This is a genomic window from Streptomyces sp. NK08204 (genome assembly GCF_020400585.1).
GTDB lineage: Bacteria > Actinomycetota > Actinomycetes > Streptomycetales > Streptomycetaceae > Streptomyces.
Genome location: NZ_JAINVF010000005.1, coordinates 82,163 through 100,784 on the forward strand (window position 1 = coordinate 82,163; position 18,622 = coordinate 100,784).

16 protein-coding genes and 1 riboswitch are annotated in these 18,622 nt (G+C 73.1%); of the genes, 10 read left to right on the forward strand and 6 right to left on the reverse strand.

Annotation, left to right across the window (positions count from 1 at the left end):
* The first annotated feature begins 16 nt into the window (after window positions 1-16).
* Window positions 17-221, forward strand: a riboswitch (cobalamin riboswitch).
* Window positions 222-249: 28 nt separating this feature from the next.
* Complete coding sequence (locus tag K7G59_RS10045; protein WP_225833087.1) at window positions 250-1,386, forward strand: HoxN/HupN/NixA family nickel/cobalt transporter; 1,137 nt, start codon at window positions 250-252, stop codon at window positions 1,384-1,386.
* 28 nt (window positions 1,387-1,414) lie between these two features.
* On the opposite strand, the gene K7G59_RS10050 is transcribed toward K7G59_RS10045, so the two are convergent.
* Window positions 1,415-2,380, reverse strand: a complete 966-nt coding sequence (locus K7G59_RS10050) for a nucleoside hydrolase (RefSeq protein WP_225832458.1) — start codon at window positions 2,378-2,380, stop codon at window positions 1,415-1,417.
* Between the two features lie 35 nt (window positions 2,381-2,415).
* The gene (thrS, locus tag K7G59_RS10055; protein ID WP_225833089.1) at window positions 2,416-3,648 is read right to left on the reverse strand and encodes a threonine--tRNA ligase; all 1,233 of its coding nucleotides are present in this window, start codon (window positions 3,646-3,648) and stop codon (window positions 2,416-2,418) included.
* A gap of 387 nt (window positions 3,649-4,035) precedes the next feature.
* Between thrS and K7G59_RS10060 the strand changes: the two genes are divergently transcribed.
* The 3 genes from K7G59_RS10060 (at window position 4,036) to K7G59_RS10070 (ending at window position 5,966) form a co-directional block, all read left to right on the forward strand.
* Window positions 4,036-4,848 (forward strand): hypothetical protein, encoded by an 813-nt coding sequence (locus tag K7G59_RS10060; protein ID WP_225832460.1) that lies wholly within the window; start codon window positions 4,036-4,038, stop codon window positions 4,846-4,848.
* Between the two features lie 66 nt (window positions 4,849-4,914).
* Window positions 4,915-5,205, forward strand: a complete 291-nt coding sequence (locus K7G59_RS10065) for a hypothetical protein (RefSeq protein ID WP_225832462.1) — start codon at window positions 4,915-4,917, stop codon at window positions 5,203-5,205.
* Between the two features lie 11 nt (window positions 5,206-5,216).
* The gene (locus K7G59_RS10070; RefSeq protein ID WP_225832464.1) at window positions 5,217-5,966 is read left to right on the forward strand and encodes a maleylpyruvate isomerase family mycothiol-dependent enzyme; all 750 of its coding nucleotides are present in this window, start codon (window positions 5,217-5,219) and stop codon (window positions 5,964-5,966) included.
* A gap of 4 nt (window positions 5,967-5,970) precedes the next feature.
* On the opposite strand, the gene K7G59_RS10075 is transcribed toward K7G59_RS10070, so the two are convergent.
* Window positions 5,971-7,314 carry a helix-turn-helix transcriptional regulator gene (locus tag K7G59_RS10075; protein WP_225832466.1) on the reverse strand — a complete coding sequence of 448 codons (1,344 nt, stop codon included), beginning with the start codon at window positions 7,312-7,314 and terminating at the stop codon, window positions 5,971-5,973.
* 218 nt (window positions 7,315-7,532) lie between these two features.
* Here K7G59_RS10075 and K7G59_RS34645 point away from each other — a divergent pair, with 218 nt between their 5' ends.
* From K7G59_RS34645 to K7G59_RS10085, 3 genes are all read left to right on the forward strand, one after another.
* The gene (locus tag K7G59_RS34645) at window positions 7,533-7,667 is read left to right on the forward strand and encodes a hypothetical protein (protein WP_263976206.1); all 135 of its coding nucleotides are present in this window, start codon (window positions 7,533-7,535) and stop codon (window positions 7,665-7,667) included.
* 374 nt (window positions 7,668-8,041) lie between these two features.
* Window positions 8,042-9,619 (forward strand): LCP family protein, encoded by a 1,578-nt coding sequence (locus K7G59_RS10080; RefSeq protein WP_225832468.1) that lies wholly within the window; start codon window positions 8,042-8,044, stop codon window positions 9,617-9,619.
* Window positions 9,620-10,008: 389 nt separating this feature from the next.
* Window positions 10,009-11,988, forward strand: coding sequence for a YncE family protein (locus K7G59_RS10085; protein WP_225832470.1), 1,980 nt, complete (start codon window positions 10,009-10,011; stop codon window positions 11,986-11,988).
* Window positions 11,989-11,993: 5 nt separating this feature from the next.
* Here the strand turns inward: K7G59_RS10085 and K7G59_RS10090 are convergent, their stop codons facing one another.
* Together K7G59_RS10090 and K7G59_RS10095 are read right to left on the reverse strand one after the other, a co-directional pair.
* Window positions 11,994-13,241, reverse strand: a complete 1,248-nt coding sequence (locus K7G59_RS10090; RefSeq protein ID WP_225832472.1) for a hypothetical protein — start codon at window positions 13,239-13,241, stop codon at window positions 11,994-11,996.
* Window positions 13,242-13,326: 85 nt separating this feature from the next.
* Window positions 13,327-14,520 carry a PP2C family protein-serine/threonine phosphatase gene (locus K7G59_RS10095; RefSeq protein WP_225832475.1) on the reverse strand — a complete coding sequence of 398 codons (1,194 nt, stop codon included), beginning with the start codon at window positions 14,518-14,520 and terminating at the stop codon, window positions 13,327-13,329.
* Between the two features lie 199 nt (window positions 14,521-14,719).
* Here K7G59_RS10095 and K7G59_RS10100 point away from each other — a divergent pair, with 199 nt between their 5' ends.
* A complete protein-coding gene (locus K7G59_RS10100; RefSeq protein WP_225832477.1) occupies window positions 14,720-15,148 on the forward strand; it encodes a hypothetical protein in 429 nt (142 codons plus the stop codon).
* A 253-nt stretch (window positions 15,149-15,401) separates the two neighbouring features.
* Window positions 15,402-16,361: a hypothetical protein gene (locus tag K7G59_RS10105; RefSeq protein WP_225832479.1), complete on the forward strand. Its 960-nt coding sequence runs from the start codon at window positions 15,402-15,404 to the stop codon at window positions 16,359-16,361.
* Here K7G59_RS10105 and K7G59_RS10110 read toward each other — a convergent pair.
* Complete coding sequence (locus tag K7G59_RS10110) at window positions 16,243-17,643, reverse strand: PLP-dependent aminotransferase family protein (RefSeq protein WP_225832480.1); 1,401 nt, start codon at window positions 17,641-17,643, stop codon at window positions 16,243-16,245. The genes K7G59_RS10105 and K7G59_RS10110 overlap by 119 nt on opposite strands.
* Window positions 17,644-17,732: 89 nt before the next feature.
* Between K7G59_RS10110 and K7G59_RS10115 the strand changes: the two genes are divergently transcribed.
* A complete protein-coding gene (locus K7G59_RS10115) occupies window positions 17,733-18,620 on the forward strand; it encodes an alpha/beta fold hydrolase (protein ID WP_225832482.1) in 888 nt (295 codons plus the stop codon).
* Window positions 18,621-18,622 lie beyond the last annotated feature (2 nt).

Below are 18,622 nucleotides of genomic sequence, written 5' to 3' on the forward strand. Positions count from 1 at the left end.
GTGCAGCTATGCGGGCAACGTTGCGTACGCCTACGGTGGGCGGGCCGTGGTGCTCGGGAAGTCGATGCGATGTCGACGCGGCCCTCGCCACTGTGATCGGGGAGTTCCCGTTCCGTCCGGCAGCCGCCGGGCCACTGGTCGCTCGTACGCGACCGGGAAGGCAGGAACGGCGGACGCACGACCCGTAAGCCAGGAGACCGGCCACGGCATCTCACGAAGTGATCCACGAGGTGCTGGAGCGTGAACCGGATGACCCTGCCCGACCCTGCCCGGACAACCCCGACACCCCGGACGACACCCGCGGCCGGTAGGGACTTCACCTGGCGGCGCGAGGACACCCTCCGCACGGCGGGGCTCATGGCGGTGATCGCCGCGCTGCACGTCGTCGCGTTCGGTGTGCTGTACCTGATCGTCGCCCCGCAGCACTACCAGGTCGGCAACGACGTCTTCGGCGTCGGACTCGGGGTGACCGCGTACACGCTCGGTATGCGGCACGCCTTCGACGCCGACCACATCGCCGCGATCGACAACACCACCCGCAAGCTGATGGCCGACGGCAAGCGGCCGGTGTCGGTGGGCTTCTGGTTCGCGCTCGGGCACTCCAGCGTGGTGGTGGTGCTGGCGCTGCTGATCGCCGGCGGCACCCAGCTCGCCGACCGGGTCACCAGCGAGAACTCCCGCACCCACCAGGTGCTCGGCTTCCTCGGTACGACGGTCTCGGGGACGTTCCTCTATCTCATCGCCGCCCTCAACCTGGTCGCGCTCGCCGGCATCCTGCGCGTCTTCAAGGCGATGCGGGCGGGTACGTACGACGAGCAGGAGCTCGAACGGCACCTGGATTCCCGGGGGTTCATGAACCGGATCCTCGGTCGGCTGACCAGGTCCATCACCCGGCCGGGCCAGATGTACCCGCTCGGCTTCCTCTTCGGTCTCGGCTTCGACACGGCCACCGAGGTCACCCTGATGGTGATGGCGGGCTCGGGAGCGGCGGCCGGGGTGCCCTGGTACGCGGTCATGTGCCTGCCGCTGCTGTTCGCGGCCGGGATGAGCCTGTTCGACACGCTCGACGGCACGTTCATGAACTTCGCCTACCACTGGGCGTTCTCCAACCCCGTCCGCAAGGTGTTCTACAACCTCACCATCACCGGCCTGTCCATCGCCGTCGCCTTCGTCATCGGCACGATCGAACTGGTCGGTGTCCTGCACGACAAGCTCGGCCTCGACGACGCCGTCAGCGACTGGATCGCGGGCCTGAACCTGGACAGCGTCGGCTACATCATCGTCGGGCTGTTCGTGGTGGTGTGGGCGGCGGCCCTCGGATACTGGCGGTTCGCCAGGGTGGAGGAGCGGTGGACGGCGCGGGTGCCGGCCGCCGGCTCCGACTGATCCGGCTCGGGCCGGCGCCCCCGGGCGTCTAGGACCGCTCCACCGCCCCCAGGTACAGCTTCACGAAGCGGTCCACGTCGACGTCCAGCGCCACGTCCACCAGGGCCTGTTCGCGGGCGCCCCCGTGGACCTCGGACTCGCCGGGGCGGGGGCGGCGGTCGACGATCGTCTGGCCCCGGGCCGGGCCAGGGGCCAGGGAGACCTCCACCGGCAGGAGGCGGGTGGTGAGGCCCTGCGGGTCGGCGACCGCGCACACCGCGCCCGCGTCGCCGAGCCCGCCCGCCGGGTCGTCGCCGTCGGGGTCGGGCGCCGAGGGACGGTGGGCGAGCAGCTCGCCGGCCAGCCGGGTGCCGGGCTCGGTGCTCGCCCGCAGCCGCCGCACCACCTCGCCCGGTACGACGACCCGGGTGAAGACGTCGAGGCCGTACATGGTGATCGGCACCCCCGCCGTGAGCAGGATCGCTGCCGCCTCCGGGTCGTGCCAGACGTTGAACTCGGCGACGGCCGTGGCGTTTCCGGTGGCGACCGCCCCGCCCATGAACACGATCCGCTCGATGTTCCGGGTCACGTCCGGGTGGGTGCGCAGGAGGAGGGCGATGTTCGTCAGGGGCGCCGTGGGGATGAGGGTGACCGGGCGGGGGGCGGCCAGGATCTCGCGGTGCAGGAGGGTGACGGCGTCCACGTCGGCGGGGGCCCGCTCCGGCGCGGGCAGGCCAAGGTCGCCCATGCCGTCCTCGCCGTGCACATGCCGGGCCGGGCGGCCCGGCTCGATGAGCGGGCGTCCGGCGCCGCGCGCCACCGGGATGGCGGGGGCGCCCGCCTGTTCCAGCACGGTCAGGGTGTTGCGGACCACCCCGTCGACGTCCGTGTTCCCGGCCACACAGGTCACCGCCCTGAGATCCAGGCCCGGGTGGCGTACGGCGAACAGCAGGGCCAGGGCGTCGTCGACGCCGGTGTCGCAGTCGATGATCACGGGGATGGGCTGACCGGTCACGGCGGGTTCCTTCCGTCGTGCCGAATCTAGATCACTCACGGGTGTGCGTCCCACAGTCCGGTGCCGCGTGCCGCGACCCGGGCGGCGATCCTGCGCAGCAGCTCGGCCACCGGCAGTTCGCCCGGCCGGTGGCCGTCGCGCAGGCGTACGGCCGCGAGGCCCGCGGTGGCCTCCCGCTCGCCGATCACCGCCTGGTACGGCACCAGGCGCGCCGCGCGGATCCTGGCGCCGAGGGTGCCCTGCCCGGGGCCGGCGAGCTCGGCCCGCAGGCCCAGCACGCGGGCCTCGCGCACCACCGCCGCAGCCCGTTCCACCTGCCCCTCGCCCACCGGCAGCACCGCCAGCTGCACAGGTGCCAGCCAGGCCGGGAAGGCGCCGCCATGAGCCTCGATGAGATGGGCGACGGCCCGCTCGACGCTGCCGATGATGCTTCGGTGCACCATCACCGGGCGGTGCCTGGCGCCGTCGGCGCCGATGTAGTGCAGATCGAAGCGGGCGGGCTGGTGGAAGTCGATCTGTACGGTGGACAGGGTCGCCTCGCGGCCCGCCGGGTCGGCGATCTGGACATCGATCTTGGGGCCGTAGAAGGCTGCCTCGCCCGCCGCCTCCTCGTACGCGACGCCCGCCCCCGCCAGCGCCTCCTTCAGCAGCGCGGTGGCCCGCCGCCACAGGGCCGGGTCGGCAACGTACTTACCGCCCTCGCCGGGCAGCGAGAGGCGGTGGCGTACGGCGCGGATGCCGAGGTCGGCATAGGCGCGGGCGATCAGCTCCAGGGCGCCGCGGGCCTCCTCGACGGCCTGCTCCGGGGTGCAGAAGATGTGCGCGTCGTTGAGCTGGATGGCCCGTACCCGGGTCAGGCCGCCGAGGACGCCGGACAGCTCTGACCGGTACATGGTTCCCAACTCGGCGATCCGCAGCGGAAGCTCGCGGTGGCTGTGGGGCCGGGAGCGGTAGATCAGCGCGTGGTGGGGGCAGAGGCTGGGCCGCAGGACGACCTCCTCGGAGCCCTCCGCGCCCGGCCGCATGGGCGGGAACATGTCGTCGCTGTAGTGGTCCCAGTGCCCGGAGATCTCGTACAGCTCGCGTTTGCCGAGCACGGGCGAGTACACGTGCCGGTACCCGGCCGCACGCTCGGCCTCCCGGACGTACTCCTCCAGGGTGTGGCGTACGACGGCCCCGTCCGGCAGCCAGTACGGCAGCCCGGCGCCGATCAGCGGGTCGGTGTCGAACAGATCCAGTTCGCGGCCGAGGCGGCGGTGGTCGGGCAGGTGGCCGGTCGGGCGGTCGTCGATCGGCAGACGCTCGTTCACGGGGGTCTCCTCGCGTGGGCCGGGGCCGGGGCGAGGGACCGGGAAAGACGGAGGAACGCCTAAGCCCCGGGGCACTCGCCCCGGGGCTTAGGACAGGTCAGGTGTCAGCGCGCCGGGACGGTCTCCGGCGTCGTCGTGCTCGACACGAACTTCTGGGCGCGCTGCATACGGCGACGCTAACAGGGCCCGGCCCCGCAGGCCGAGTCGTTTTTCGCGACCTCGCGCGCCCCCTCACCCGGACGGCCCCGACCGCTGGTGAGCCCCCGGGCCCGGTGGTGCCGTGAGAGAAGGCACCACTCCCCTGAACCCGCTGAACCGGCCGTCCATCCAGGAGGGCACCCCCCGATGACCGCCCCCATACGCCCCCGCATCCGCGCCCAGGACATACGCCGGCGTGGCCGCCTCCACACCGCCCTCGTCACCGCCGGCCTCCTCGGCCTCGGCGCCTGCGCCGCCTTCGGGCTGCGGCACCCGCAGACCGCCCCGCAGCCCCTGCCGACCATCGACCGGCCCACACCGGTCCCCAAGACATCGGCCCGAGGCGACGGCTCCGGCCTCACCGACGCGCAGGCGCAGGCCGCGCTCATCGACCAGAACGACCTGGGCGCCCCCTGGTCCGCGACGCGCGGCGCGGCCACCTGGCGGGACGGGATGCTGAAGGCGACCACCACGGCGGCAGAGTGCCAGCGGCTGCTCGACGCGCTGTACGCCGACGAACTCCTCGGCGCCCCGCCCCGGGTGGCCATCGGCCTGGACGACACCGACACCGATGCCCAGCTCCGCTTCCAGATCGGCGCGCGCCGCCCGGCCGACGTCGACGCCGTGCTGAACTGGCTGAAGACCATGCCGGACAAGTGCGCCCGGTTCACGGCCACCACGCAGGACGGCACCGCCGAGGACGTCCGGGTCTCCGACGCCCCGCTGCCGAAGGCCGGGAACGCACGCCAGGGTCTGCACCTCACCCTGACCACGACGACACAGGACGGCGACGACACCGTCCTCACCCTGGACGTGGCCGCCGTCCGGGTCGGCCAGGACGCCTTCGCCCTCACCAACGGCGGCCTGGGCGACGTGCCCGACGAGGCGACCCAGGCCGCCGTCCAGGTCGGCGCCCTGCGCCTGGCGGACGTACGCCGGCAGGGCGGGACCCGGGTGTGAGGGCACGGTGGGCCCCGGCTCGGCGGCCCCGCCGGGCCGGGGCCAGGGCGGTGGGCAGACCGTGCCGTGCCCGGCGACGGGCATGCGCGCCTGCGCCGGCGCCAGGGCGACGTCCCGCGCGCCGCTCCGAAGGCGGCGCTCCGGCGACAACGGCAGGCCGGCTCCCGGTCAGGCCGTCAGCAGGGTGCCGGCGGCCGACGACGGCAGGCCGGACAGCACAGGACGGCACGAGCACCTGCCGCGCCCTCGGCCACCGCCGCGCCCGCGCGACTCGTCCTCGGCTTCGGCGGCGTCGGCGAACGGGCCCTCACCGAGGGCGTCGCGGCCGTCGGCCCCCTGCCGGACGGCGGGCCGTAGAGTGCCGGGGCGTGACCGACACGACCGATCCCGAGCGCGCCGACATCGGCCTCCTCCTCGACGACCTACGCGCCTGCGCCGCGCGCCTCGGGGGCACCCTGGACACGCTGGGCGACCGGCAGGCCCGTGGACCGTGCGCGCTGCCCGGCTGGAGCCGCGCTCACGTCATCACCCACCTGGCCCGCAGCGCCGACGCCTACGGCTGGCTGCTGGCCCTGGCCCGCACCGGGACGGCACCCGGGCCGCGGGCCGACGCCGCCGCCCTGGACCGGGCGCTGCGCGAGGGTGCGGAGCGGGACGCCGCCGGGCTCGTCGCAGACCTGGGCCGCAGCCTGGACCGGCTGTTCGAGGAGGCGGCGGCCATGCCCGACGATCGCTGGCCCACCCTGGTGAGCGCGCTCGCGGGCTGGCGGCACCCCGCCTGGTACACCCTCCACCGGGCCCGGCGTGAACTCGAGACCCACCACGTCGACCTGGCCCTCGGCTACACCGCCGCCGACTGGCCGGACGGCTACGTCACCTGGGCACTGGACGAGACCGTCGCCGCCCTGAGCGTGCGCGGCTTCCCCGTCGCCCGTCTCGAGGCGAGCGACCTCGGCCGTGCCTGGACCCTCGGCCCGTCCGGCCCCACCGTCACCGGCCCCGGCCACGCACTGCTCGCCTGGCTCACCGGCCGCGGCCCGGACACCCCCCTGGTGTCGGACCGACCGCTGCCGGCCCCGCCGAGGTGGCCGCAGCCGCCGGTGCCCGGCTGGGACTGACCGCTCACAGCGGTGGCTGGGCCGGGGTCGGCCCGAGGGTCGTCGTGCCGGGGGCGGTGCGGTGGCCCAGGCCGGTGCGGTAGGCGTCCAGGGCCGCCTCCACGCGGCCGGTACGGCGCAGGAGGTCGCCGAGGAGACGGCACAGGTCGGCGAGATCGCCCGCGGCACCGGCCCGTTCCAGGAGGCTGAGGGCCCGCACGTAGTGCTCCTCGGCGGCCTCGGTGTCCCGGGTGTCCTCCGCGATGATGCCCAGCAGGCGATGCGCCGCGGCGGCGTGGACCGCGCCGCGCTCGGAGGAGAAGTCACCGAGGACACCGGAGAGGAGTTCCGCGGCCTCTGCGGATTTGCCCCGACGGTGCAGGACGTCGGCCAGTTCCACCGCGGCCTGGCTGCGGTAGAGGGCCGCGCGGGACTCGGAGAGCATCGCAAGGGCCTGCCGCAGCTCCGCCTCGGCGCGTTCCAGTTCGCCGTGCTGGGCGTACACGTAGCCGCGCATCCAGTGGCAGTTGGCCAGCTCGGTGCGCAGCTGCAGCTGGCGGTACAGCTCGGCGGCCTTGGCGAGGGAGGCGTCGGCCTCGGCGATACGGCCCTCGGCGAGCAGGGTGCGGGCCACCGAGCGGTGCATCCGGGCGATCAGTGCCGGGTCGGCGGCCCGCGGGGCGAGCGCGAGGGCGAACTCGGCGGCCTGGGCGGCGCGGGCGTGCGCGCCCATGTCCATGTACGGGCCGATGACGCTGGCGTAGAGCAGGAGGAGGGCGTCGGGGTCGTGCAGGCCGCCGCGGTTGAGTTCGTCGAGGGTGGACTCCAGGAGGTAGACGGCGTAGCGGAGCTCACCGGCGAGGTAGTGGGAGACCGCCCGGCCGCGTACGGCGGGCACGCGCACCGGCAGCGACTGGCCGGCCAGCCGTTCCTCGGCCCGTTCGAAGCACTCCCGCGCCCTGCCCAGCTCGCCCGTCTCCAGGCCGCACTCGCCGAGCCCGAGCAGCGCCTCTGTCTGCTCGCCGTCGAGTCCGTGCGTCTCCGCCTCGGCGAGCAGGGCGGCGTACTGCACGGCGGCCTCCTCGGCCCTGCCGTCGGCGAGGGCGCGCCGCGCCTCGGTGAGCCGGAGCCTGAGATCGGTCGCGAGGCGGGCGGGACGGCCGACGGCCAGTTCCTCGAAAGTCACTCCAAGGCGGCTCGCGATGTGCCGGAGCGCCTCGTCGGAGGCCCTCACCCGGCCCGCCTCCAGGGTGGAGACGTAGGCGGGCGTGTAGGCAGGCTCCGCCAGCTGCTTCTGTGTCAGGCCACGCTGGGTGCGCAGCTGCTGCACACGCCGGCCCACGACTTCCGGATCATCCCGTTCCCGCATCGCCGCGCTCTCCCAACTCCCCTGGTGCCCCTTGCCGTTCGGCTCTGGCAGCCCTAGGTTAAACGGCGGATTAAGCCTGCTTAACACGCTGCTGTTGTTGCGAGGTCGCCGTGCACGGTCGTACGTCCGCACCCTACGGACACTCCCCCGCACTGCCCGACTGCCGGCTCCCTCATACCCGGCTGCGCGCGTGCGGGGGAAACTCCACCACCCGGGGCGTGACCGCGGCCGTGATCGCCGTCGTCGCCCTGATCACGGCGGCGAACGCCGGCCCGGCAGGGGCGGCGGCCCGCACCCCGGCACCGGCTCCGGCCCGGCCCCCCGCTGCGGTCCGGCCGGTGGCCCACCCATAGCAGCACAGCGCCCTCCACCCGCGGCAACGGGAACCCGGCACGGCAACGGAATCCGGCATGGTGACGGAATCCGGCGGCGAAACGTCCTGACGGTAAAACCCGCACCAAGGCGCGGGCCACCAATCGCCAGAAACCGGACAATCCCATGGTTGTACGAGAGTTGCGTATCTCACCCCCGTCGCCCGGCGCGGAGCCTCACGGCTAGGGTGAGCGGTCCGGTACTCCCGGCACGGTGATCGCAGCGATCGACGGGCCGATCCTAGGAACTCTCTCCCGCAGACACCGGCCCGGCGACCCCGGGAACCCCGGAGACCCAGGGGGCGAGACGACGGCCGAGGCCACCTGTGCCTCGTCAGGGTTGGAAGGGCACAGGGATGACCCAGAGCAGCCTGCACGGCGAAGACGCCCCGCCGCGCACCCGGCACGGCGCACGCCGGCACCGAACCGAGCGGCGGCCGGCCCGCCGGGGCCTGCGCATACTGCGCTGGTCGGCACTGACGCTGGCGGTCCTGATACTCGGCACCGCGGGAGCGGGCTACCTCTACTACCAGCACCTCAACGACAACATCAAGAAGAAGAAGCTGAACATCGGCGACTACGCCGCGCCGGAGGCCACCCCGAACGCCGACGGCCAGACCCCGCTGAACATCCTGATGATCGGCTCGGACAGCCGGAACACCGCGGAGGACCTCAAGCTCGGCGGCTCCAAGGGCGACGTGGGCCGCGCCCCGCTCGCCGACGTGCAGATGCTGGTGCACGTCTCCGCCGACCGCAGCAACATGTCCGTGGTCAGCCTCCCGCGCGACACGATGATCCCGATCCCCAGGTGCACCGACCCCGACACCGGCAAGAAGTACGAGGCGCTCTCCCTGTCGATGGCCAACGAGTCCCTGGGCCGGGGCGGACCGGGCTGCACGGTCTCCACCTGGGAGCAGCTCACCAAAATCCACATCGACCACTTCATGATGGTCGACTTCTCCGGGGTCGTGGACATGGCCGACGCCATCGGCGGCGTCCCGGTCTGCGTCAAGCAGAACGTGTGGTCGCACACCTCGGACGGGCACGGCTCGGGCCTGAAGCTGAAGGCGGGCACCACCCCGGTCAAGGGCAAGCAGGCCCTGCAGTGGCTGCGCACCCGCTACGGCTTCGAGGACGGCGGCGACATCGGCCGCACCCACGCCCAGCACATGTACATGACCTCGATGGTCCGCCAGCTTCGCAAGGACGCGAAGCTGACCAACCCCGGCGAGATGCGCAAGCTGGCGGAGGCCGCGACGAACGCACTGACCGTGGACGAGGGCCTCGGCACGGTCAAGAAGCTGTACGACCTTTCCGGGCAGCTCAAGCAGGTCCCCCCGAGTCGCATCACGATGACGACGCTGCCCACCGTGCAGTGGTCGCAGAACACCGCCCGGCTGGTGCCCGCGCCCGGGGACGCCGACGACCTCATCTCCATGGTGCGCGACGACACCCCGCTGGACGGCCGGGGCGCCAAGCACAAGGACGACCAGAAGACCGAGCCGACGTCCAAGGACCCGGCGGCCCCGGCCGGGGAGCTGGCCGTGCAGGTCCGCAACGGCACCGGCGCCGACGGCCAGGCCCCCGCGTTCCAGCGGGCGAGCGCGGTCCAGCAGGTCCTGGTGCAGAAGGGCTTCACCCGGGCGCTGGTGGACACCACGCCGGCCACCGAGCCCAGAACGACCATCCTCTACCCCAGCGCCGACCTGAAGGGCGACGCCCAGGCCCTGGCCAAGGCGCTCGGGGTGCCGCTGGGCCAGGTGCGCAAGTCGACGGACGTCTCCGGGGTCACGCTCGTCGTGGGCGCGGACTGGCGCACCGGCACCGCGTACCACGCGCCCGAGAAGCCGACGCAGGCCCCCAGCACGGCGTCGGTCCTGCACGGCGACAAGACGGACGCCTGCATGTCGGTGCAACCGGGCTTCACCTGGTGAGGCCCGCCCGGACCGCGCGCCTGCACCGGCCCCCGGTGAAAACCGCCGCACGAGCGGTCCCACGAGCGACCCACGGCCCTCCCCCGGCCGCGTGACCTCTGTCGCGGCCTGTGCCGCCGCCCGCACCCGCTGGGCCTCACCGCCGCCCTCCAGGTCCCGGACCTGGAGGACTTGCATCGTGATCTGCACCGCCGCCCCGAAGTGTCCGCAGTCGCCCCCCGGTGTCCGCACGCCGGCCTCCGAAACACTGGCGCTGTTGTCGGCGGCATGACCTAGCCTTTCCACAATCGCCACTCGAGGCACGACGGTTCGCAGGGAATTCATCCACGCCGCGCCCGTGCGGCGCCCCAATTCTCTTTTCGTTCCGGGGGGTTCGAATCAGCGTGCGTATGCGCACTCTCACGGCCGCCACCGCCCTGGCGGTCATCTTCAGCTCGGCGACCCTCGCCGCCACGCCGGCCTCGGCCGACTCCAGCAAGGTCCTGCCGATCAAGTCGGCGGGCGACATCGTGGTGGACGGCGTCCACCAGCGGGTCTTCATCAGTGACCCGTACCAGGGCAAGGTCGTGGCCACCGACTACAGCGGCACCGTCGTCGGCTCGGTGACCTCTCTGCCGGGCGTCACCGGCCTCCAGCTCTCCGCCGACTCGGGCACGGTGTACGCGGCCTCGCCGGGCGCGAACGCGATCGTGGCCATCGACACGACGACGGTGACGGAGTCCACCCGGTACGCGACCGGCGATGGCACCGACCCGGCCCACCTCGCCCTGGCCGGCGGCAAGCTCTGGTTCGGCTACGGCACCACCGAGCACGGCCACATCGGTTCGCTGGACCTGTCGGGCACCGAGCCGGTGGTGGCCCTGGACCAGGACCCGGACACCGACTACCCCGGCGCCCCGCTGCTCGCCGCCACGCCTGGCGCCCCGAACACGCTGGCCGCAGCGGCCCCGGAGTACTACGGCTCCTGGCTCGGCGTGTACGACGTGGCCAACGGCACCGCAACCCGCACCGCCCGCTACGGCGACCTCGGCTCGACGTCCGACCTCGCCCTCACGCCCGACGGGAGCCGCCTGATCACGGCCAACCCGGGCAATCAGCACCATGTGTGGCAGACCTCGGACCTCACCCCGCTGCCCGGCTACACCACCGAGTACCACCCGAGCTCGGTCGCGATCGCGGGCGACGGAACGGTCGCCGCGGGCACCGACACCCCGTACGACCCGTCGCTGTACATGTTCCGGCCGGGCGCCACGACCCCGGTCCGCGAGTACACCTGGCCCGACACCGACAACATCTCCGGCTACGACGAGCTGGGGAACGCCAGCCTCGCCTGGGAACCGGGCACGGGCGCGGGCCGGCTGTTCGCGCTGACCCACAACTACGACAGCGTGTACACGCTGCGCGTCCTGACGGACTCCACCAAGTCCAAGCCGGTGCTGACGGTCGACGCCCCCGCCACCGCCACCCGCGCCAAGACCCTCATCGTCAGGGGCAAGCTCGCCACGACGCTGCCGCTGCCTCCCGGCATCCCCCTGCAGGTCACCCGTACCGACCTGGACTCACCGAACGGCAAGTCGCTCGGCACCAAGCCGCTCAGCATCGGCGGCAAGTTCTCCTTCACCGACACACCGCCGGCCGGCGGCAAGGTCACGTACACGGTGACGTACGCGGGCGACGCGCAGCACACCGCCGCGAAGGCCTCCGACACGGTGGACGTCTCCCGCGCCAAGCCGACGCTGACCCTCAACAACAACGGCAAGGTCTACTCCTACGGCAAGGACGTGACGTTCACGGCCCACCTGGGGACGACCTACAAGAACCGCACGGTGGAGATCTGGTCCAACCCCTTCGGCTCCGACAAGCCGAACACGTTGGTGAAGTCCGGCAAGGTCAACTCCTACGGCAACCTGTCCGTCACCCTGAACCTGAAGCGGGACGCCACGCTCACCGCGAAGTTCGCCGGCGACGCCCGCTACACCCCTGCCTCCGCCACCAGCGTCGTCGGCGCCCGGGTCAGCGTGTCCACCTCGGTCAGCGGCCACTACAAGTCGGCGAGTGCGTGGGGCCACACGTACTACTTCTTCCACAAGACCAAGGACCCGCTGTTCACCACGAAGATGACGTACTACCCGGGCCGCCGGCAGCGCTTCGACTTCCAGGTGTACTACGAGGGCAAGTGGTACGACGGAGACTCGCAGTACTTCCCGCTCGGCTCCGACGGCATCTCCAAGGTCCAGGTGACCGGAGACCACGCCGGGGACGTCGGCTGGCATTTCCGGATGCGCTCCGACTACATCAACAGCTTGTCGGGCGACATCGTGAACTCCACGACGTACGGCCCCTGGAAGTACTTCACCTTCACCAGCTGAGTCCGTCAGTGGGCCTGGAGCTGCCGCAGGTGCCGCTGGACGTTCTCCAGCGCGCCCTGTCGGCGGCCCGGCACCCGTAGCCTCAACTCCGCGAGCACCAGCCCGATTTCCCGGGCCGGTGCCGCGTCCTCGATCCGCCCCCACTGGTGATGGGCCCGGTCGACAGCGGCCTCCACGGCCGCCGAGTCGGCCCCCTGCCCCGCCTGTAGCCGGGCCGCGGCCACCGCCATCCAGGCCCGGCAGCTGCGTACGGCGTCCCCGGCGAACATCGCAAGATCGGCCCGCACTTCGGCCCAGTGCAACGCCTCTTCGGACCCGGCTCCATGAGCACGTACGGCCGCCTGCTCGAGCCGGGCAGCGATCAGATCGGCATCCCCGTGCCGTCCGTTCTGAACAGCGGCGGCAACGGCTGCGTGGGGATCCTGCCTCGGCACAGGAAGACCCGACTGCGCGCGTGGCCGCCCGAAACCGGCCTGCCCATCCGGTTGGCCGAGACCATCCCGCCCGCCGAGGGAACCGGGACCAGCCTGCCCACCCGACGGCATGAGACCGCTCTGCCCCTCCCGAGACCCGGGACGCGTGGGCGCGTGGGCGAGCGGGGGTCTGGGGGCGGGGCCCCCAGGGATGGCCAGCAGCAGGTCCCGCCCGGCGCTCGCCTCGGCGATCCGGGCCACCGCCTGTTCGTGCAGCTCCGCAAGCCCCGGCCGGTGCCCGCTGCGCAGCACCGTGGCCACCGCCTTCATGTACAGCGGCTCCGCCACACCGGCCCGCCGCCCCGCTGTGGCGGGCGCGACACGTCCGTACACCGCCGTGTTGCTGCCACAGTCGAGCGGTCGCTCGGCGAGGCACTGCCACGTCTCCGCGTCCGCGTGCAGGTCGACGATCAGCGCGGTGTCCGCGGCGGACCGCAGCCGCAGCTCCTCCCGGATCCAGTGCCAGGGCAGTGCGGTGTAGCGGACGGTCGCCGGGGTGGTGCGGGCCAGCGCGAGGTGGGGCAGCCGCTGCCGGCGGTCCAGTTGCAGTTGGCCCGCGATGTACAGGGTGAGCGGCCCGGGGGCCGCCGCGGCGGCGCGCAGCCGGGTGAGGACGGCCTGTGGTTCCAGCGGGTCGGCGAGTTCGACCACGTTCGCGGTGTCGGTGCCGGCGAGCACGGAGGGCGCGACGGCGGCGAGGACCGGCAGTACACCGGCCGCGTCCACCAGGCGTCCTCGGCCCACCGGCGAGGCCGCGAGCAGCAGCACGGTTCCGGGCATCGTCCCTCCCCTGTCGACGCTGTCGACCCTGTCGATCGCTCTCCAGCCAGCACCGTAACCGCTGCCGCTGGAGACCCGCGCGTCATCAGGACTGCAAACGTTCCCGTCCGTCCTCTTCGGCCACCGCCCGGCGGAGCGCGAAGACGGTGGTGTCGTCCTCCAGCCGCCCCTCGCAGTGCCGCAGGACGCCATCGCGGACCAGCCGTACGAGAGGCAGGGGTTCGGCCCGGCGCGGGTCGTCGCCGATCAGGCGGGCCACTTCCCGGGCCAACGGGTAGAACTCGCCGGGGCCGTTGCGCGCCTCGGTCACCCCGTCGGTGACCAGGAGCAGGGTCTCCTCGTCGGCCAGCGGCACCCGGCGCACCGGTGGCGGACCGTCCGCCAGTTCACCGAGGCCGAGCGGCAGCCCGTCGCCGGCGGGCAGCACACGGACACCGTACGGGCCGACCGCGAGCGGCGGTTCATGCCCGAAGTTGACGACCTCGACGCACGCCTCACCGGCCCCGTCCCCGTTGACCGGGCCGGCGCCGGGAAAACCGATCAGCACGGCCGTGGCGAACCGGTCGCCGTCGTCGCGGCCGAGCGCGGTGTTCTGGATGCGGTGCCGGACCATCCGTGCCTCGAGCCGCTGGGCGACGGTCGCGAGGTCCGCCTCGTGGTACCCCGCCTCCCGGAAGGTGCCGAGCAGCGCGGCGGCGGTCTCCACCGCGCCCAGCCCCTTGCCCTGCACGTCCCCGATGAGCACGCGGGTGCCGTGCGGGCCGGGCTGGATGTCGTAGAAGTCGCCGCCGACCCGGGCGTCGGTGTCGGCGGCGAGATAGACGGCCGCGTGCTCCAGGCCCGCCCACACCGGTGGCATCGGGCGCAACACCGTACGGCGGGTGGTCTCGACGATGTCCCGCATGCGCAGCATCCGACGCTCGCCGCGGAGCCGTACCACGCAGGCCAGGGTGGCGAGGACGCCGCCGAGGCCGACCAGGATGAAGTCGGGCAGCCCGGCCCGGTACCGGTCGGGCGAGACGGTGTCCATCACGAGGTAGGTCGCCATCGCCAGCACCGCATACGTGGCGGTCGTCCACATCCCGCAGAGGGCGGCGGCCGTGCCGGGCACGAGGACGGCCCAGGAGATGAACCGGTACGGCGCGCTGGTGAAGAAGTCGAGCAGGATGACGCCGACGAGCAGCAGCAACGGCGCCCAGCCGACACCCCGGCCCCAGACGCGGGGCAAGAGACTGCGCCGCAGGACCTCGTCGTCGGGCGCGCCAACCAGGCCCTTCATGTGCTTCAGCCAAGCACGGGACGGCACCGCCCGCATCCGGGCGCCCGGTTCACCCGGTGCTCACAGGCGCTCACCCGTCACTCACCGGCGCTCGTCCCCTCACTCACCGGCGTCCGCCCGTCACTCACCCGGCCGACTTGCCAGGCCGTGCCCCCAGGTGTGCCCTGGAAGGCGGGGGCGAGGAGAGAGGAGAACTCTCATGGCTCAAGCGGCACCCGCGCTCGGCGCGGCCCGCTCGCCGAACGTCTTCGACGAGCGCACCCACAGGATCTCCCGGGTGGCCGTACCGGTCGCACTGGGGCTGGTCTACGGCTACTGGGTCGCGGCCAACGACCGGGCCGGCGGTCCCATCACCGGCGGGAACCTGCTGCTCGGGTTCATCAGCGCGCTCGTGTTCGCGGTGGTGTGCATGGGCCTGCTGGCCGTGGGACCGCGGCTGAGACGTGAGGTGCACGCGCTCGCGTGGACGGCGTTCGTCGGCTGCGCGTTCGGGTTCATGTACAGCGCGACCGGAGCCGCGGCGCTCAGGTCCGTGGGCATGGCGCTGGCGGTCTCCGGGGCCACCCTCGTGGCGTTCTTCTACTGGTACTACACGCACGAGGACGCTGAAGGGCACCGCGTCCGCTGAGTGCCCGTCGAGCGTCGCCGGACGACACCGGACGACGTACGTACGCGGGCCCCGGCCGAGGACGGCCGGGGCCCGTGCACTCCCCTGCGTTTCCCTCCTCACCACAGCACCAGGAAACACCCGTTCGGGTGAACCCTCCACCGGAGAGCGGAAGGCGCCCTCCCAGCTCGGCATTTCACCCGTTCACAGACGATTCCACCCGATCGCAGTCGTGCCGCTCGCGCGGCGGCCTCCGGAGCTCTTGCCTGGAAGGGTGCCCCCACGTCTAAGGAGCGCCCTGTCGGCCGTACTGCTCGCCCTGTCCTGTCTCCTCGTGCCGTTCGGCGCGCTGGCGGCCTGGGCGTCGTACGGGCTCGCCGACACGGGCCGGTACGTCACCACGATGGCACCGCTCGCCGCCGACCCGGCCGTGCGGGAAGCCGTCGCGGACGCGATCGGTGACGGCATCGTGCGCGAGGTGGACCAGCGCCTGGACGTCCGCCCGCTGCGTGGTTCCGTCCGCCCGTTCGTCCACGACGCGGCGCGCTCCTTCACCCATACCCGTGCCTTCCGGCTGGCCTGGGAGACCGGGAACCGGGTCACGCACGACGCCGTGCTGCGCGCCCTGCGCGAGGACCGGCAGGACGACACGGACGGCGACCGCCCCGTCACCGTCGACTTCGCCCCCGTCACCGCCCAGGTCAAGCGCCTGCTCACCCGCGACCATGTGCCGCTCGCCGCGCGCATCCCGGTGGAGCACACCGCGGTCGCCGTGCTCCCGGCGGCCGAACTCGCACCGCTCCGGAAGGGGTTCCACTTGCTCGAAGTCGCCGGTTTCTGGCTCCCGGTGGCCGCTGTGGCCTTCGCCGTCACCGGAATCGCAGTCGCTGTCCGCCGCAGGCGCGTCATCGTGGCGACCGCGCTGGGCACGGCCCTGGGCGGCGCCCTGCTCGGCCTCGCGCTGACCGCCGGCCGGGCCCTGACCCTCGACGGCCTGCCCGCCGGCGTCTCCCACCCGGCCGCGGGCGCGGTCTACGACGCCCTCACCGCCACCCTTCGCACGGTCTCCTGGCTGCTGCTCGCCCTCGGCCTGACCGTGGCCCTGACCGCCTGGCTCACCCGGTACCTCCGGCCGTCCCGGCGCCCGCGGCCGTCCCGCCCCGCGCGAGGCCGGCGAGAGTCCGCAGCGCCCGAACAAGCTCCGGCTCAGGCGCCGACGCGAGCCCGAGCCTGACCGCGTCCGGGGTCCGGCTCGCGCCCACCGAGAAGGCCGTACCCGGCGTGACCGCGATGCCGTGCGCCCGCGCGGCGGCGGTGAAGGTGTCCGCCCGCCACGGCGCGGGCAGCTCCCACCAGGCGAAGTAGGCCCCTGGATCGGACCGTACGGTGAAGCCGGCCAGTTCCTCGGCGACCAGCCGCTGCCGCCGCTCCGCCTGCCACCGCTTGGCGGCCACCAGCCGGTGCACGGTCCCGTCCCCGATCCACCGCACGGCGGCCTCCAGCGCGAAGGCGCCCGCGCTCCAGCCCCCGGACCGCACGGCCCGCTCCACCGCCTCGACCCGCCCGGCCGGTGCGACGATGAACCCGATCGTGAGCCCCGGCGCGACCCGCTTGGACAACCCGTCCACGAGGTGGCCGAGTTCGGGGACGAGCGAGCTGAACGCAGGCTCGCCCCCGGGCCGCAGGAAGGACCAGATCCGGTCCTCGACCACCGGTATCTCCAGTGACCTCATGACTTCAGCCAGTTGGGCACGGCGTTCGGGGCCGATGGTGAGCGATGTCGGATTGTGCAGGGTCGGCTGGAGGTAGAGGGCCGACAGGGGAGTGCTGCGGTGGGTGGCGGCGACCGACTCGGGCAGCGGTCCCTCGGCGTCCGTGGCGAGCGGGACCAGAACGCAGCCGAGCCGGGCCGCGATCTCCTTGACCAGCGGGTACGTCAGCGGTTCGACACCTACCCGGCCACCGGGCCGGACCAGCGAGGCGAGCGTGGCGGCGATGGCCTGGCGGGCGTTGCCGGTGAACAGGATCGTCGCCGGGTCGGGCCACGGCGTTCCGGTGGTGCCGCCGGCAACACCTTCGGCGGCGCCGGCGGTGGCGAGCAGCCCGGCGACCGCCTCCCGGGCGGCACCGGTGCCGGTGGCCGCGGCGGGGCGCAGTACAGCCTCGAGCGCGTCCGGCCGCAGCAGCGGGGCGAGGGCCGGGGCCAGCAGCTCCGTCTGGCCCGGCACGGAAGGGTAGTTCAGCTCCAGGTTGACCGGTGCGACACCGGCGGCCTCGGTCAGCGCGCGGCCCGGCTGCCCGTCCAACTCGGTGGCCCGCACGAACGTGCCGCGCCCGACCTCGCCCACCACAAGGCCCCGGCGCACGAGTTCGCCGTACACGCGTCCCGCCGTCGAGGGCGCGATCCCGCGCCGCCGGGCGAACACCCGCTGCGGCGGCAGCCGTTGCCCCGGCCGCAGCCGCCCGCCGGCGATGTCCTCCGCGATCCGGTCGGCGATACGCCGGTAGTCCCCCACAACACCCCCTGTTCACATGGTGCGTTGGATTGCACCGAGGGCAAAGATTTTATTGCCCCGAGCGAGGGGCCGGACCTAGGGTCGGTCACATGCCACCGTTCCTCGCATACGACGACAAAACCCCTGAATCCTTCACAACCTCGACGCTCCACAGGGCCCCCACCCCCACGCCACCGTCCGGCGCCGCCGGGACCACCGGAACCACCGGGACCCCGCTGGTCCTGATCCACGGACACCCCTTCGACCGCACGATGTGGGCCCCGCAGCTGGCGGAGTTCGCCACCGCCCGCCGGGTGATCGCCCCCGACCTCCGCGGCTACGGCGCCTCTCCCGTGACCCCCGGCACGGTCCCGCTGGACCGGCATGCCCAGGACATCGAGGAACTCCTGGACGCCCTCGGCGTGGACACGTTCGTCCTCGGCGGCCTGTCCATGGGCGGCCAGATCGTGATGGAGTGCTACGACCGCTTCGGCGACCGCGTCCGGGGGCTGGTCCTCGCGGACACCTTCCCCGCTCCGGAGACCCCCGAGGGCAGACTCGCCCGGCGCGCCATGGCCGAGCGGCTGCTGGCGGAGGGCATGCGCGGGTACGCCGACGAGGTCCTGGAGAAAATGGTCGCCCCCTACGCCGACCCCGCCGTCAAGGCCCACGTCCACCGCATGATGACGGCCACCGCTCCCGAGGGCGCCGCGGCGGCCCTGCGCGGCCGGGCCGAACGCCCCGACTACCGCGACCTGTTGACGAAGGTGGCCGTCCCCGCGCTGGTGGTGGTCGGCGCCGACGACACGTACACCCCCGTGTCCGACGCCGAGGCGATGCACGCGGCCCTGCCGGACTCCGAGCTGTGTGTCGTCGCCGGGGCGGCGCACATGCCGAACCTGGAGCGTCCGGAGGAGTTCAACGGGGCGCTGGGAAGGTTCCTGGCCCGCGTGGACGCGCGCCACCGAAGTAACCCAAACGAGCTGTACCAGCCATAATG

What these genes read in the sequence shown, in the direction of transcription:
- K7G59_RS10045 (WP_225833087.1), top strand. Translation starts at nt 250, where the DNA reads ATGACCCTGCCCGACCCTGCCCGGACAACCCCGACACCCCGGACGACA.
- K7G59_RS10060 (WP_225832460.1), top strand. Translation starts at nt 4,036, where the DNA reads ATGACCGCCCCCATACGCCCCCGCATCCGCGCCCAGGACATACGCCGG.
- K7G59_RS10075 (WP_225832466.1), bottom strand. Translation starts at nt 7,314, where the DNA reads ATGCGGGAACGGGATGATCCGGAAGTCGTGGGCCGGCGTGTGCAGCAG.
- K7G59_RS10080 (WP_225832468.1), top strand. Translation starts at nt 8,042, where the DNA reads ATGACCCAGAGCAGCCTGCACGGCGAAGACGCCCCGCCGCGCACCCGG.
- K7G59_RS10085 (WP_225832470.1), top strand. Translation starts at nt 10,009, where the DNA reads ATGCGCACTCTCACGGCCGCCACCGCCCTGGCGGTCATCTTCAGCTCG.
- K7G59_RS10090 (WP_225832472.1), bottom strand. Translation starts at nt 13,241, where the DNA reads ATGCCCGGAACCGTGCTGCTGCTCGCGGCCTCGCCGGTGGGCCGAGGA.
- K7G59_RS10095 (WP_225832475.1), bottom strand. Translation starts at nt 14,520, where the DNA reads ATGAAGGGCCTGGTTGGCGCGCCCGACGACGAGGTCCTGCGGCGCAGT.
- K7G59_RS10100 (WP_225832477.1), top strand. Translation starts at nt 14,720, where the DNA reads ATGGCTCAAGCGGCACCCGCGCTCGGCGCGGCCCGCTCGCCGAACGTC.
- K7G59_RS10115 (WP_225832482.1), top strand. Translation starts at nt 17,733, where the DNA reads ATGCCACCGTTCCTCGCATACGACGACAAAACCCCTGAATCCTTCACA.